Source organism: Ruegeria sp. CDSB013, assembly GCF_059611165.1.
In genome coordinates, this window is record NZ_JBXWPA010000003.1 from 144,410 (window position 1) to 158,974 (window position 14,565).

The window sequence follows — 14,565 nt, forward strand, 5'->3', positions numbered from 1 at the left end:
CCCTCAGAGTTGATACCGGCGCATCCGGGTCTGGATGCCGAAAAGATAAATGCAAACGCCCACAAGGATGATGGCAAACATTGCCCCGGCGATTGCCGACCCCATATGTGGGTCGCCTAGTTGCAACTGGAAGCCGAAGAATGTGCGGTACATAAACGTACCAAGGATATCGGTCGAGAAATCAGGCCCCGCCAGCGCGCCTTGTGATGCATAGATCAGGTCGAATGCGTTGAAATTCCCCACGAAAGTCAGGATCGAGATGATGCCGATCGAGGGCAGGATCAGCGGTAGTTTGATCTTCCAGAAAGCCGAAGTTCCGGTGATCCCATCGATCTCGCCCGCCTCAAGGATTTCTTCCGGGATGGTCAGTAGCGCAGCATAGATCAGCATCATCGGGATGCCGACGAACTGCCAAACCGAGATCAAGGCCAGCGTGGTCAGCGCGTATTCTTCTTTTCCCAACCAGGGCGCAAACAGCGACTTGAGCCCGACGGCATCCAGCATCGATGGCGCGATGCCCCAGATCGGTGAGAGGATCAGTTTCCAGGCAAACCCGACAATCACAAAGCTCAGGATCGTGGGAATGAAGATTGCCGACCGGTACAGCGCGGCAAATCGCAGGCGCGGGTGGCTGAGTAAGGCGGCCAGAGCAATCCCAATTGGGTTTTGAACCAGCATGTGGATCAGGAAGAACCAGAAGTTGTTGCCTAATGCATTCCAAAACTGTTCCGACCAGATCGGATCAAAGAATAGGGTTTGAAAGTTCTGCAATCCAACGAAGACGCGGCTCTGATCGACTTCGGAGTAAAGCGCCAGTCGCAATGTGTTGAACAGCGGGAAGATCATGACCGCCGTGTAGACAAGAACGGCCGGTGCAAGAAACACAAGGATATGCCAGCGGAAGCGGGGGCGGTTCATGGGACTGCTTTCAATGGGGTGTCGGGGATACCCGGGCGATTACCGCCGCCCGGGTATGTGTCAGATCAGCGCTTACTGGTGCGGAGCGTACCAGGAGGACAGGCCTTTTTGCAGGTCTGCGCCCAATTCCTCAGGGCTGTTTGCGCCTTTGATTGCAGCAACCGACGCGCCCCAGGTCTCGTTCTCCAGGTTCGGCGTGCCGCGCGACAGGATCTGGTATGTCGAACGGATGGTCGATTCACACTCATCACGCCAACCGACGAACTCTTTGGCCAGCGGGTCCTGCAGTTCGACTGGTGTGTTGGACAGCGGGAAGAAGCCCGGAACGGCGTTGCCAAAGATTTCGGCAAACTCGGGGCTTGCGACCCACGCGAGGAATGTTTCGGCCGCTTCGGGGTGTTCGGTGGCGGCGTTCATGCCGATGCCGATATCCGTGTGGTCAGAGATATAGCAGGTGTCGCCTGCGTTTTGGACTGGCGGCTTGAATGCGCCCATTTCAAAGTCGGCTTGTGTGTTGAAGCCAGCGATTTCCCACGATCCGGCAGGGTAGATAGCGGCCCGGCCCAGAGTGAAGATGTTCTGGCTGTCGGGATAGGTCTGCGCCTCGTACCCGTCACCAAGATACTGTCCCCAACGTGCCAACGTTGCGTAGGGGGCGGTCCAGGCTTCGTCCGTCAGTTTCTGTTCGCCTGCGATCAGAGCCTGGCGACCTTCTTCACCTTTCCAATAGTTCGGGCCGATGTTGTTGTAGCCCATTGTGGCGGCTTCCCACTGATCGTTAGTGCCCATCGCCATTGGGATGTAAGTGCCGTCTTCCTTGATCTTGTCGAGGGCAGCAAAGAACTGGTCTTCGGTGGTCGGCACTTCAATGCCAAGCTCGGCAAACGCATCTTTGTTGTAGATGAAGCCGTGGATCACCGACGCCATCGGAACGCAGAAACTGGCCGAGCCGTCATCCGTCTGCCATGCCGATTTTGCCACGTCCGAGAAGTTGCTCATAGCGTCGACCGAGGACAGATCGGTCAGGTGCCCGGCCTCATAAAGTGCCAGCGACGCATCAAACGGACGGCACGTGATAAGATCACCGGCCGAACCTGCATCCAGTTTCGAGTTCAGCACAGCGTTGTATTCCGCCGGAGCTGACGGGGTGAACTGCAGTTTGATCCCAGGGTGTTTGGCTTCGAAGGCCGGGATGATCTGCTCCTGCCACAAGGTCAGGTCGTCATTGCGCCAGCTTTCGATGATCAGCGTGACGTCCTCGGCATAGGCGCTTGAAGCCATCAGGGTCGTGCCCAGTAAGGCCAGTTTCAGGCTATTGCGTTTCATTCGTGTTCTCCCAGTTGGTTAGCAGTTATTTATCTTGTTCCAGTGCGGATTTCAGAACCCCGTTGCTTGCGTTAAGAACAGCAGAGGCATCCTTGGGTGATATGCCACGTGCAGCGATTAGCACCGCCGGCTTCACGTCTCCGTTCGCGGCGTCCAGCGCGAGTTTTGCTTTTTCCGTATCAACATTGGCGATCCGCGCGACGATCCCCGTCGCCCGCGCGCGCAACTTGTCGTTGTCGGCGCGCAGGTTGACCATCATGCCGCCGTGAACATGGCCAAGTTGCAGTGCCATAAGTGACGACAGCATGTTCAGAGCGATTTTTTGAGCTGTTCCGGCACCCATACGCGTCGAACCCGAGATCAATTCCGGCGGCGTCGCCAAAAGAATTGGGATATCTGCGCTTTCCAGCAAAGGGCTGTCTGCGTTATTGGCAATTCCGATAACGGTTGCGCCAAATGACTGTGCGATATTGCTGGCGGTCAGGGTGTATGGCGTCGATCCGCTTGCGGACACTGCGATGATTGTATCCGTCGGTTGCAATGTCGAAAGCGCGTCTGCTAATCCGTCGGCTTCGTCTTCTGCGCCTCCGGGCATTTCGACACCGGTCGGCAGGCCGCCTGCCATATGTATACGGAGCTGGTTCGCTGGGATTGAAAAGGTGCCGCCCAGCTCTTGCGCGTCGGCAGCGGCCATCAATCCGGACGAGCCTGCGGCCACATAGTGCAGCACGCCGCCGGCGCGGATAGTCTGCGCCATGGCGTTGCCGCCCCGCGCGATTGCGTCCAATGCGCCACGCGCTGAGGTCGCGGCTTCAATCTGACCCTCAACCAGCGCCCGAGCAGAGGCGACAGGGTCTTGTGGGTCCAGCTTGTTGGCGTCTGGATGCAGTTGTTCGGTCGGCGGCAGCGTCAAAAGAATCCCCCTTTGCGGTTCTCAATACAATACCTATTCAATACCACTTGTCCATAATTTTATTTTTTCAGTGAAAATCAACGTATTCTGTATCAAAACAGAGAAAAGCTGCAGAAATCGGCCTATTTTGGCCTTCCTAAATTCAAATAGGTATTATAATGGTATTGTCATGACTGAGTCTCTGAGCAACGCTGTACTGGCCATAGATGGTGGCGGAACCCGATGCAGGGTTGCATGTGAAGTCGCTGGTATTGTCCATTCTGTTGAGACCGGGGCTGCCAATGTCTCGACAGATTTCGATGCGTCCGTCCAGCAGATGAAATCGGGGATTACGCAGATTGCGCAAACGCTTGCTGTGGATGTTCAGGACCTGACCCAGTTGCCCGCCTTTGTCGGATTGGCTGGCGTCACAGATGACCATATTGCCAGTCGCGTGCAGAGCGCGCTGGGCCTAACGCGGGCGCGCGTTTCAGATGACCGACCCGCCGCGCTTCGCGGTGCGCTTGGGTCTCAGGATGGACTGATCGCGCATTGTGGTACGGGGTCGTTTGTTGCTTCGCAGAAGGATCGGGTGATGCGGTTTGCAGGGGGCTGGGGGCCGATATTGGGGGATGAAGCGTCCGCGCAATGGGTTGGTCGTTTTGCATTGGCAGAAGCATTGAATTCCGTGGATGGCGTTCAGGCCTCTAGCGATCTGACACAGCAGTTGCTGAACGAACTTCGCGGTGCCGCCGGAATAGTCGAGTTTGCCGGACGGGCGACGCCGACAGAGTTCGGCGCGTTGGCCCCGATGGTTACCACTGCAGCAGTGTCCGGAGACGAGGTCGCCAAAAAAATTATGCAGGCCGGTGCTACTTACATTGCCGATTTGGCGGCACGTCTCGGATGGCAGCCAGAAGTCGCGATCTGCCTGACCGGCGGCATCTCTCCGCATTATGCGGACTATCTGCCTGCTGCCTTGCAGTCAGAGATACGCCCTCCATCGGGCGAGCCGTTGACCGGGGCGTTGGCTTTGGCGAAGGAGGTCTCGCATGAGTATTGCTGAATTCCTGCGCTCTGATCTTTGGCTGACCCCTGAAAATGGCCCCCGCTACGTGCAATTGCGGCGCAGGTTGCAAGAGGGGATCGATACGGGCGTCCTTGCGCCGAACTCATCGCTGCCATCGGAGCGGGAACTGGTTGAAATCACAGAACTATCCCGCGTGACCGTGCGCAAGGCGATTCAGGAGCTGGTGCAGGAAGGTGTGATCGAGCAGCGCCAAGGGTCTGGGTCCTTCATTCGGGAACGTGTTCAAAGGGTTGAACAATCGCTGAAACACCTGACCTCGTTCACCGAAGATATGTCGAGCCGAGGAATGGAGACGACCTCAAAGTGGTTGGAGCGCGGAGTATTTGCGCCAACCCCGGAAGAGGTCACTGCGCTGAATCTGTCAGAGGGTGAGCAGATATCTCGTATTTACCGCTTGCGCGAGGCGGACGGGCGTCCGTTGGCGCTGGAACGTGCTGCGCTGCCGTTGGATATCCTGCCGAACCCAATCGAAGTCACCACGTCTCTGTACGAAGTTCTTGAAGGTCTGGGGCGCCGCCCGGTGCGCGCTGTGCAAAAGATATCAGCTCTCAATCTTGCTGCGCGAGAGGCAGACCTGCTGGAGGTGCCCGAAGGTGCGGCGGGGCTGAACATCGAGCGTATCTCATTTTTGAAAAACGGGCGGGTCGCAGAGATGACGCGGTCGCTCTATCGCGGCGACGCTTATGACTTTGTCGCTGAATTGCGCCTATAGCCGGAAGGACCGGGATCAAATGTCCGAAAAGAACTCGAAAATGCGTCAGGAAATCCTGGAAATCCCTGATGCCGTCGACAGATTGCTCAGCACGGGGGCAGACAATATCCGAGCAGCTGCGCAAAGAGTAAGGGATACGGATCCGCGGTTTTTGATCTCGGTCGCGCGGGGATCATCCGACCATGCCTGCAGCTATTTGAAATACGCCAGCGAACTGCTTTTGGGGTTGCCGGTTGCCTCAGTAGGGCCGTCCGTCAGTTCAATTTACGGGGTGGACCTTAGCGCAAAAGGATCTGTCTGCCTGTCCATCTCACAATCCGGCCAAAGCCCGGATATCGTTGGCCTCACAGGGTCTTTGCGAAACTCTGGCGCACTGACAATTGCGGTGACCAACAACTCGGAATCGCGCCTGGCCGAAGTGGCGGATGCGGTTCTACCACTGCACGCGGGACCAGAGCTGAGCGTCGCAGCAACCAAGACATTTGTGACTTCGTTGGTGTCCGGTCTATGGCTGCTGGCCGAGGTCAAAGAGGATGCTGAATTGATCGGGGCGATCCAATCCTTGCCCGAATATCTGGCGCGGGCGGCACATTGTGATTGGTCGGCTGCAGCCGAAACAATCACCGGGCGCTCGTTGTTTACACTTGGCCGCGGTCCTTCTTGTGCGATCTCTGACGAAGCTGCATTGAAGATCAAAGAGACCTGCCAAATTCACGCCGAAAGCTATTCAGCGGCCGAAGTGCTGCATGGTCCGGTTTCGATTGTCGAAGAAGGATTTCCTGTAATTTGCTTCGCGGCCAATGATGCAGCCGAACAGGCGACTGCCGATGCAGCTGATGCCTTGGCGGAAAAAGGGGCTGCGGTCTTTGCAACGACCAACAAAGTATCACGCGCGCAGGCGCTATCTGTGGTTCGAACGGATCATTGGATCACGGACCCGATAACGGCGATTACGTCTTTTTACAGCATGGTAGAGGCCGTCGCCAGTGCGCGGGGAATCGACCCGGACGCACCGCGGCACCTTAAGAAAGTGACCGAGACGGTATGACAGAGCGCAAGGTGATCTTTCGAAACGGGCCAATCTTTGACGGCAGCCGGTTGTTACACGACCACGCGCTTGTTTTTCGCGAGGGGTGTTCGGGGGAAGTTTTGCCCGACGCCGAGGTCGCCCAGGAAAAGGACGTTGTCGATCTGAACGGCGACATACTCAGCCCCGGTTACGTGGATCTGCAGGTCAATGGCGGTGATGGTGTTATGTTCAACGATGATCCGTCGGTCGAAACGATCCGCAGAATTGCCGGTGCCCATCGCCGATTGGGTGTGGTTTCGCTACTGCCTACGCTGATCACCGACGAACCCGCCAAAACCCGTGCAGCAATAGATGCGACGATCGACGCGGTACGTGCACAGGTGCCGGGCGTTACCGGATTGCATTTGGAAGGACCGCATTTGTCGGTCGCGCGGAAAGGGGCGCACGACGGTAATTTGATACGGCCGATGGAACGATCGGATCTGGACACGCTGATAGAAGCGGCTAATGCACTTCCTTGCCTCAAGGTAACTGTCGCGCCGGAGGGTGTTTCCGAGCAGCAGGTCCGCGCCATGAGCGACGCTGGCATCCTTGTCTCGCTCGGGCACAGCGATGCAAATTTTGCGACCTGCCAGAGCTATACCGCCGCCGGTGCGCGTTGCGTAACCCATCTGTTCAATGCGATGAGCCAGTTGGGCAATCGTGAACCCGGCCTCGTCGGCGCAGCGCTGGCCAGCGGAACGCTGTCTGCAGGGCTAATTGCCGACGGTGTCCATGTGCACCCCGCCGCGATGCGCGCAGCCTGGGCTGCGAAAACTGCGCCAGGTCAAATCTTTCTGGTCAGCGATGCGATGGCTGTGGCGGGTACTGATCAAACGGAATTCACCCTTGAAGGCCGCAAAATCACGCGAACCGACAGCAGGTTGACACTGGCGGACGGAACGCTGGCCGGCGCGGACCTGGACCTGACGACCGCCGTTGGTGTGCTGGTCAAGCAAGTCGGCGTGCCGTTGCAGGACGCATTGGCGGCGGCCACTTCCTATCCGGCTACGCTGATCGGGTTGGCTCCGCCAACGGTCTTTGAATACGGTTCGGTGATCCGGATATCTGCCGATTTCAGCCGTTGCGAATGGCTGCCCGCGCAATCTTGAGTTTGTCTTTAACTGCCAAAACGACTGTCTTCTGGATGCAGATTATCGCCCGTCAATTTTTGTCGACGAATTTGAAATCTGGCTTCGAACTGCGCTTGACGACATCTGACGCATCGCTTAAACCGACCAGCGCTGAGCGGGCGTCGTATACTGGCTACTACCTCAGCCTTCCAAGCAGATGTTATATGTTTCCCAGGCATTCCTGGCAGTTGCCAAGCTATTCATACTATTTATTTATTTGATTTCTGCTCCTTCCTTGAATTTCCCTGAGTTTCAATTCATTTCCGACAAAAAACTGACAAAATGCCAAAACTCACAGAGACCTTCGCCCGCAAGGTTCCACAGACAAAAAAGGGCACTGCCAAGCACTGGGATAACGAGGTCAAAGGGCTCGTTCTGTTCGTCGGCAAGCAGTCCAAAACCTGGTACTTCCAGAAAGATGTTGGAGGGCAAACCCGGCGGGTTTTGATCGGGCGGTACCCACTGATCTCTGCGGACGTCGCACGACAAACTGCATTGGGTTTTGCGTTGGACTGGGGCAGGGGAGCAGGCAGGCAGCTGCAGATTGGAGCTCCCACTCTTGAGACAGCTATGGAGACTTATCTGGCACGTCCAAAGCTTCGGTCTGAGGCCCACCGGTCCGGGTTGCGACAGCAGTTCGAGCTTCATTTGAAAGATTGGCTACGCCTGCCGCTGGATGAGATCACAAAATCCATGGTGGTTCAGCGCCATGGGTCAATGGCCGCGACACCGTCCTCCGCAAATCACACTTTGAAGTACTTTCGGACAGTCTGGAACCATGCGCGGCGGGTACATGATCTGCCGGAAAGTCCAACGATGGCCATAGAGTGGTATGCGGAACAACCAAATGGCTCGACAATTGAAGATTTGAACGCATGGCGCGAGGCCGTTGATGAGCTCTACAACCCGATCCACAGGGTATTCTACGAATTACTCTTGTTCACAGGCTTTCGCAAAACCGAGGCACTGACGCTCGAATGGAAGAACGTGCAGGAAGATCACATACATTTGCCGATGACCAAGAACGGGCGCAGTTTTGATCTCCCCATATCGCACGTGCATCACGAGATACTTGCTCCTTTACGGGGCCTTCATCGCCAATGGGTCTTCCCCTCTCCGAAGTCACCGAGTGGCCATTTGAAGGGGCCCCAGCGTATGCAATGGTCCATTCAATCCCATCGTCGGACATTCGCGACGGTCGCCATGGAGGCTGGAATATTGGAAGAGATTGTAGGACGCCTTCTCAATCACACGCCGCTATCAATCACCGGTCAGCGCTACGTGAAGCCGTCGCTGAAAGCCCTCACACCAGCGATGGATACTGTGTGTCGGGAATTGGCCCGCAGAACAAGGTGGAACGCGGTGGATTGTAATGTCTAAGCGGGATTGGATTTGGCCTGTCGATTCCGACTTACCTGAATTGGATATGCCAGATCCAGAGGAGTTTGATAGTGGGCCCAGCGAATTCAATATGGAGTTAATTCGCCTCCTGAGAAAGCACTTTGACAAGTACGAACGCTTTGATGACGAAAGCTATGGCTGGATGGCCCATTACCTAAATTTCGACCAAGCTCATGAACTAGACGAGTTCTGGTCATCTAAAGAGGTGCTGGAAGACCTCGCTAGGCTCAAAACACGCTTAAACGAAGCAGGAGAAATCTTAGATCGGCTTCCTGCGCCCGTCAGTGATGCGTTTCGCATCGGCGCATTAAACAGGAGTGGTTTGCGAAATCAAAACAAAGTGGCTGATATTCGTAACGTCTGGTTTAACGATGCAATTGAAGAAACACCACATTGGAAGGCAATGATGGCCAAAGTAGAGTTCTTCAAAAGACTTCGCTACTATATTGAATTGATTAAAGATGCTGAAACTGCTGCTGCTCAGGGCGAGCCGGCCGGGAAGAAGGCAATTGAAGCTTGGCGCTTAGTCTCGGCTTGTGTCGGGCTTTGTGAGCGTCACCCAGACACAATCCGAGTTCCTAAAGCGATGAATGAAGCGGGTCCGTTCTATCGATTCCTGTGCGATATGTTCGAGGTGTTTGGTATTGAAGAGCTTCCAACGTCGGCATTTAGAGGCTGGAAAAAACATGTGGGTCGTTAGAAGGGTTCTTTCTTTCTGACGACCCATGACGAAAGCGCCACCTACGCCTTTTTTGTTCCTAGACATACTCAAAGGAGCAAGGCGATGCAGGCGCACTATCTGACAACACAAGAAGCTGCTCGATACACCGGAATAAGCCAAAGCTATCTCGCAAAACTGCGCATGGGTATCGGTAGCGTTGCGGGACCGAGGTTTATTCGGATCGGTTTACGATCCATCCGCTACAAGCGCTCTGATCTCGACGCGTGGATGACTTCGCGAAGCGAAGGTGTCGAGGGAGAGGGCTAATGGCTCGAACGGCTCCATTTACGAAACTTCGTTACCATTGGAAGAGGCGAATTCAAAGTTCAGCTTATCTGGCACCACGAACCAAGCACTTTGCAATGTTCGTCTGCGATCAGTTTGTGTCAAAAGCGAATGGTTGCTTCTGGGCCAGAAATACAACGCTCGCCAGCGCGTTTGGCGTTCATGAGCGCAGCATTCAGCGTTATCTTCGGGAACTCGAAGGGTGCGGTTGGATCACGCGTGTTCGTCGGCGCGGTGTTCGTCGCACATTTCAGATCAGCGTGCCACGTGATGCCGAACGCGACACTGAACCTGACATTGATATACGCCAAAGGGCGACAGACCTGTACTGGAAAGGCGACAACATTGTCGCGCACAATAAGAACATAGGAAAGAACATAGAAATCAAGCTCAGTGCGACAGGTCGTGGTGCATATCATTGGTTCGACGAAAGTGACGCATCTGCTCTTCGTGAATGGGAAGCGTTCGTAGCTGCCAAGACCGCCTTCAATTTTGAGGCGTTGGCGCAATTGCTGAGAAAGGATGGTTCTATTGCTTTGCCGGCACGTTTTCCAAAATCTGAAGAAGCAGATCGGTATGTTCGGTGCTTTGGCGAAGTCGTTCTCAGCAAAGGACAGAGCATTGGTAATGCACCGTCGCCAACTCGATGAAGGTCTCCTTGGGGGGCATCAAAAGTCTTAGGGCTAAAAGCTAGGGACCGGTGGGGGTAGTCAGATTTGTTCGCGTGAAACTTTTAAGGGGGGGTACGGCGAATTGTGCACTTAGGGCTGTAAACAGACTTTTTCTGCACCGTTCATAGAGCTCCGAAAAGGGGAGCAGAACAGACATTAAACTATCGCTGAACGTTCGCGCCGCGGACTTTCCGACCGCTTACTCCACGTACGCGAATGCATGCTTCCGCTAGCTTTCAATGGAAAAAACAAGCTTGTATCACAACTTAATAGCCGTCGGAAGGGCACACCAATTGCAGACGGCTTTGTAGCACAAATCGGTTGAGGTCGACAGACCCCCTTTACCCTGCGGACTTTTCCCACGAGCTCTGTGGCAGGTATGCAAAGGGCGGTGTAACGGTTGAGGACGGCGACGCGGAATTGGATTTCCGCTACCTGCCGATCAATGTCTCGCGCCATCAGCGATTGGCCCATCAGTTTCTTACAGTGCACCTCTCTCTCAACGCGGCTTAGGCGGTGATACTCGCTCCACCGTTGCCAGATAGCGCGGCCAAGGTATCGAGATGCATTGATCGTCTCATTTCGGGCAATGGCACCGGCAATTGCGGGATTCCATGCCTTGGCGTTCTTGCGTGGCGGGATGATGGCGTGGCCATTGCGGGCGGCAAGCGCGTCGTGGCATTTGCGCGTGTCGCATGCCTCGTCTGCGGTCACTGCCCCAATGTTGTGACCTGGAGGGATATGATCAAGCAACTCGGCAGCATTGGCGGGTCTCCGACGTTGCCTGTGGTAACTTCAACGACGCACACTTCCAGCGTTTCCTCGTCGATGCCTATGCGTATTCTACGCCAAATGGACCGCTTGGGGCTACCATGTTTGCGGGCATTCTATTCTCCTTCGTCCTCGGATTTGATGCCGGTAATGTCGATCGGCAGATGCAGCGGGCCGCTTCCCACCACGATACGGAAGGCTCACGTTCAGCGTTCTTTTTTACAGCGGCACAGGGTACTGAAATCAGGCACGGCACTGTCCAAGCCACCCAGCCGCAGGAGACCGCCCACGAAGCCCGTGGTTTGCCTCATCGTCATCTCGACAAAACCTTCAGGGTCAGACACGCTTGGATTGCGGAGTCGCTGAAACTCTGGTGACGGCCGCGCTTGCCTGAAGTTGGCGATGTCCAATACATCTCAGGATCAAACCAGATCGAGAGCGATCCTCGTTCTTTCAATGCGGTATTGTACGAAGGCTTTTCCCGGTCTTGTGCTTCGTCCGGGCCCAACTGGTCGTACCTCTCAGCTATCGTTCTGGATTCATGAAGTGAATCCTTCAGTCCATTTGTGCAGCAAAGCAGCTTGGCACCGGAATTGGCGGCCTGTCAGTTGGGAAAGAATCAGGAACCTGGCCATTCGGATTCCGGTAAGGAATCAGTCAAATTTGCGACAAAGAATCGACCAAGCTGCCAAATTTTACAATCCTGGCGTGTATTTCTCCGTGGTTTGGAGGATGCGGTGCCCTGATGGCGGGACCTAAGCTTGTGGAAGGCTCCGTCGGTATGGAGGGGGTTAGAACGCCGCGAATTTGGGCGGCATCCATGAGTAGCTAGTGAGTTAACTAGGAGAGTAAGATGTTGAAGCTTTATGTAATGATGAAGACCATGGCACGTGACGAAAACGGCGCGACCATTGTGGAATATGGCGTTGCCCTGACAATCGTCACGGCGATTGCAGTTGCTACCCTGACAGCGTTGGGCAACGACGTTAACGGTCAGTTCACAGACGCTGAAACCCTGATGTAATGACCTGACGGAAGACAAAGCACGCGGTGCGCTCAGCCCCGCGTGCTTATCGTCCCGGAATATTTTCTTGATCCGCTGGCAAAGTGCAACCGCTCAGATCGGTTCATTCGATAAACGCCAAAAAAAGCTGAAGGAGCACCAGATGAGACTCTCTGCCATTTTCACAGCATTGACGGGCCTGGTCGTAGCCGGAGGGTCGGTTTACGTCGCTCGGGATTACATTCAATTCGATACTCAGTCCGCAAATGTCGAGGCCGAGAGCGAGATGGTGAGCGTGGTCGTTGCGTCGCGCGATATTTCGTTTGGCGAAGAAATCGAGCCAGGCGCGCTGACGACCATTGACTGGCCCCGCGGTGCTGTACCCGTGGGAGTCTTTACAGATTATGACGACCTGATTGCGGCGGCTAGCATGCCGTCCCGTCGCGCTCGTCGCGCAATTACTCAGGGTGAACTGATCCTGAACAGCAAGGTTTCCGACTTTGGTGAAAAGGTCACCATCGTTCAGACGCTGGGCGCAGATCATCGCGCCATGGCCATTGAGGTTGACGCTGAAACCGCCGTTGGGGGTTTTGTTACCCCGGGTGATCGGGTCGATGTGGTAATGACCACTGGCGAAAAAAGAGACATGCACGCCGTCACCATTTTGCAAAATATCAGGGTCATCGGTGTTGATCAGGAATCTGATGAACAGACCGACCAACCCGTTGTTGCTCGCACGGTCACCGTCGCCGTTACCCCGGATCAAGTTCAGCGCCTTGCTCTGGCGCAACGTGCCGGTCGGCTGAGCCTGACCTTGCGGTCCATTGATGACACCGAGGACAAGACGCTGGCCATGACTCGACTGAACGATCTTCTGATTGATGAACCAGCCGTCGCGCGGGACATCAAAGAACCGGTTCGCAAAACGATTATTCGGGTCCGCCGCGGCACCGAAGTGACAGAATCCATCATCAACTGAATCGACCAATGAAGGTTTCGACCGTGTCCCTCGCTCAATTCATACGTCCATTCCGCAGCTCCGAAGACGGCGCGATCCTGGTCTTTGTTGCGGTGGCCCTGTCGGTCATGGTCGGTATGGCCGCCCTTGCATTCGACATTGGTCGGGTGACCACCACACAGTCGGAATTGCAGAGCTTTGCGGACAATGTTGCCCTTGCGGCTGCGGGGGAGCTTGATGGTCGCCCGGATTCAATCACCCGCGCCACAAATGCGGCTGCAAACATGATCCGCGACCGTCAAAGCTTTGGCGTTCGGAACAAGGATCAGCTGTTGTCCGGTGCAACGGATTACCAGTTGCGGTTTTATGAAAACCCGCCGACCACTGCGACTGATCCAGCTCAACCCGCGCAACTGCTGGATTCGACCGATCCGGTCAGCGGACCGAATGCTGCATTCGTTCGGGTGACTGTCGATACGCACGAGGTTGGTACTCCGCTCGCAGCGGCAGCGGCGGCTTTGTTGGGCAATGCGCAGCCCTTCTCCAGCGTCAATGCCGAGGCTGTGGCAGGGTTCACCCTGATGGCCTGCGACATCACCCCCATGTTCATCTGCCTGCCGCAACCTAGCCTCGATCTGACCGAGGGCCAATTGATTAGGATGGTAAGTCAGGGCGGCAATGGCCATTGGGGTCCCGGAAACTTTGGTTTTCTGTCTTCTAATCAGAATCTGGCCATCGACGCGTCTGGTGCCTGCGAACCTGCACCAAACGGTCAGGAAGATTCTTGTGCTCTGGCCGCGTCGCGCGCTGTTTCCATGTGCTTCAGCCAAAGAGGCGTTGAAACCAGACCGGGTCTGAGCGTGGGTAACATGATCGCGGGCTTTAACACACGCTTCGACCGGTTTGAATCCAGCGCCAAACAGTTCAGTAACGGTTCGCGCTACGACGTCGACAATTTTGCCTCTTCTCCGCATGTCTTGGACGGTTGGATCACTTCGGGCAATGGAAACAACTGTACCAGCCAACCGGCGCCTAGCTATGATTCAAACGGTGCCCTTGATCCGGCCGCGACCGTTGGTTTGCCGCTTGACGATTGTTTTGCCAGTGGCACTTGCCCGACGCCTCGTATTGGCAATGGCGTATTCACTGCTGGCCTTACCGAATATCTGACCATCAACTATGGCGCAGATTTCAGCGGCCCTCTCCCAACCGGTATTCCGCCATGGTTCCCGACTGGTGGCACCCGCTACGACATCTACAATGCTGAAGTCACCAACCAGGCCGCTCTGGAAGCTATCCTGACCGCTGGTGGTAAAGCTGAAAGCAGCATGCCTTCGTGCCAACCCGCGTCAGCCGGTCGTGCAGATCCTACGCGCCGTGTCATCACCGTCGCCGGTATCGATTGCGCAACTTTTGCGGACGAGCTTAACGGCGGATCGGGCACCATTCCGGTCACCAGTTTTATCGAGATGTTTCTGATCCGCCCCTCTGAATCCGGCAGCACCGGTGCCAACGCGGTCATCTATGGTGAAGTCATTCAGACCGTTTCGGACGGCATTGGCGGCGCCGGAGTCGGCGGCATCGTTCACGATCTGGTTCAGCTGTACGAGTAATG

The 14,565-nt window shown here is 55.6% G+C and carries 14 protein-coding genes and 1 pseudogene; 11 read left to right on the forward strand and 4 right to left on the reverse strand.

Features of this window, described 5'->3' with window-relative positions:
- Positions 1–3 precede the first annotated feature (3 nt).
- The 3 genes from AC2FJF_RS06890 to AC2FJF_RS06900 form a co-directional block, all read right to left on the reverse strand.
- Complete coding sequence (locus tag AC2FJF_RS06890; protein WP_170558883.1) at positions 4–918, reverse strand: carbohydrate ABC transporter permease; 915 nt, start codon at positions 916–918, stop codon at positions 4–6.
- 72 nt (positions 919–990) lie between these two features.
- Positions 991–2,244: an ABC transporter substrate-binding protein gene (locus tag AC2FJF_RS06895; protein ID WP_496724127.1), complete on the reverse strand. Its 1,254-nt coding sequence runs from the start codon at positions 2,242–2,244 to the stop codon at positions 991–993.
- 25 nt (positions 2,245–2,269) lie between these two features.
- Positions 2,270–3,157 (reverse strand): N-acetylmuramic acid 6-phosphate etherase, encoded by an 888-nt coding sequence (locus AC2FJF_RS06900; protein WP_496724128.1) that lies wholly within the window; start codon positions 3,155–3,157, stop codon positions 2,270–2,272.
- A 169-nt stretch (positions 3,158–3,326) separates the two neighbouring features.
- Between AC2FJF_RS06900 and AC2FJF_RS06905 the strand changes: the two genes are divergently transcribed.
- The 8 genes from AC2FJF_RS06905 (at position 3,327) to AC2FJF_RS06940 (ending at position 10,197) form a co-directional block, all read left to right on the forward strand.
- Complete coding sequence (locus AC2FJF_RS06905) at positions 3,327–4,202, forward strand: glucosamine kinase nucleotide-binding domain-containing protein (protein ID WP_496724130.1); 876 nt, start codon at positions 3,327–3,329, stop codon at positions 4,200–4,202.
- Positions 4,189–4,938: a GntR family transcriptional regulator gene (locus AC2FJF_RS06910; protein ID WP_496724132.1), complete on the forward strand. Its 750-nt coding sequence runs from the start codon at positions 4,189–4,191 to the stop codon at positions 4,936–4,938. The genes AC2FJF_RS06905 and AC2FJF_RS06910 overlap by 14 nt, the downstream gene beginning before the upstream one ends.
- A gap of 19 nt (positions 4,939–4,957) precedes the next feature.
- On the forward strand, positions 4,958–5,986 hold the full coding sequence (locus AC2FJF_RS06915; RefSeq protein WP_496724134.1) for an SIS domain-containing protein: 1,029 nt from the start codon (positions 4,958–4,960) through the stop codon (positions 5,984–5,986).
- Complete coding sequence (gene nagA / locus AC2FJF_RS06920) at positions 5,983–7,119, forward strand: N-acetylglucosamine-6-phosphate deacetylase (RefSeq protein WP_496724136.1); 1,137 nt, start codon at positions 5,983–5,985, stop codon at positions 7,117–7,119. Before AC2FJF_RS06915 ends, nagA begins: the two co-directional genes overlap by 4 nt.
- Positions 7,120–7,422: 303 nt before the next feature.
- A complete protein-coding gene (locus tag AC2FJF_RS06925; RefSeq protein WP_496724138.1) occupies positions 7,423–8,520 on the forward strand; it encodes a tyrosine-type recombinase/integrase in 1,098 nt (365 codons plus the stop codon).
- On the forward strand, positions 8,513–9,241 hold the full coding sequence (locus tag AC2FJF_RS06930; protein WP_496724140.1) for a hypothetical protein: 729 nt from the start codon (positions 8,513–8,515) through the stop codon (positions 9,239–9,241). Before AC2FJF_RS06925 ends, AC2FJF_RS06930 begins: the two co-directional genes overlap by 8 nt.
- An 84-nt stretch (positions 9,242–9,325) precedes the next feature.
- A complete protein-coding gene (locus AC2FJF_RS06935) occupies positions 9,326–9,529 on the forward strand; it encodes a helix-turn-helix transcriptional regulator (RefSeq protein ID WP_496724142.1) in 204 nt (67 codons plus the stop codon).
- The gene (locus AC2FJF_RS06940; RefSeq protein WP_496724144.1) at positions 9,529–10,197 is read left to right on the forward strand and encodes a helix-turn-helix domain-containing protein; all 669 of its coding nucleotides are present in this window, start codon (positions 9,529–9,531) and stop codon (positions 10,195–10,197) included. The genes AC2FJF_RS06935 and AC2FJF_RS06940 overlap by 1 nt, the downstream gene beginning before the upstream one ends.
- Positions 10,198–10,575: 378 nt before the next feature.
- Here the strand turns inward: AC2FJF_RS06940 and AC2FJF_RS06945 are convergent.
- Positions 10,576–11,497 (reverse strand): annotated as a pseudogene (locus AC2FJF_RS06945) (IS5 family transposase); the annotation flags it as partial.
- Positions 11,498–11,842: 345 nt separating this feature from the next.
- Between AC2FJF_RS06945 and AC2FJF_RS06950 the strand changes: the two are divergent.
- From AC2FJF_RS06950 to AC2FJF_RS06960, 3 genes are all read left to right on the forward strand, one after another.
- On the forward strand, positions 11,843–12,013 hold the full coding sequence (locus AC2FJF_RS06950) for a Flp family type IVb pilin (RefSeq protein ID WP_170558866.1): 171 nt from the start codon (positions 11,843–11,845) through the stop codon (positions 12,011–12,013).
- Positions 12,014–12,155: 142 nt separating this feature from the next.
- Positions 12,156–12,971 carry a Flp pilus assembly protein CpaB gene (cpaB, locus tag AC2FJF_RS06955; protein ID WP_496724146.1) on the forward strand — a complete coding sequence of 272 codons (816 nt, stop codon included), beginning with the start codon at positions 12,156–12,158 and terminating at the stop codon, positions 12,969–12,971.
- An 8-nt stretch (positions 12,972–12,979) separates the two neighbouring features.
- The gene (locus AC2FJF_RS06960; protein WP_496724148.1) at positions 12,980–14,563 is read left to right on the forward strand and encodes a pilus assembly protein TadG-related protein; all 1,584 of its coding nucleotides are present in this window, start codon (positions 12,980–12,982) and stop codon (positions 14,561–14,563) included.
- Positions 14,564–14,565 lie beyond the last annotated feature (2 nt).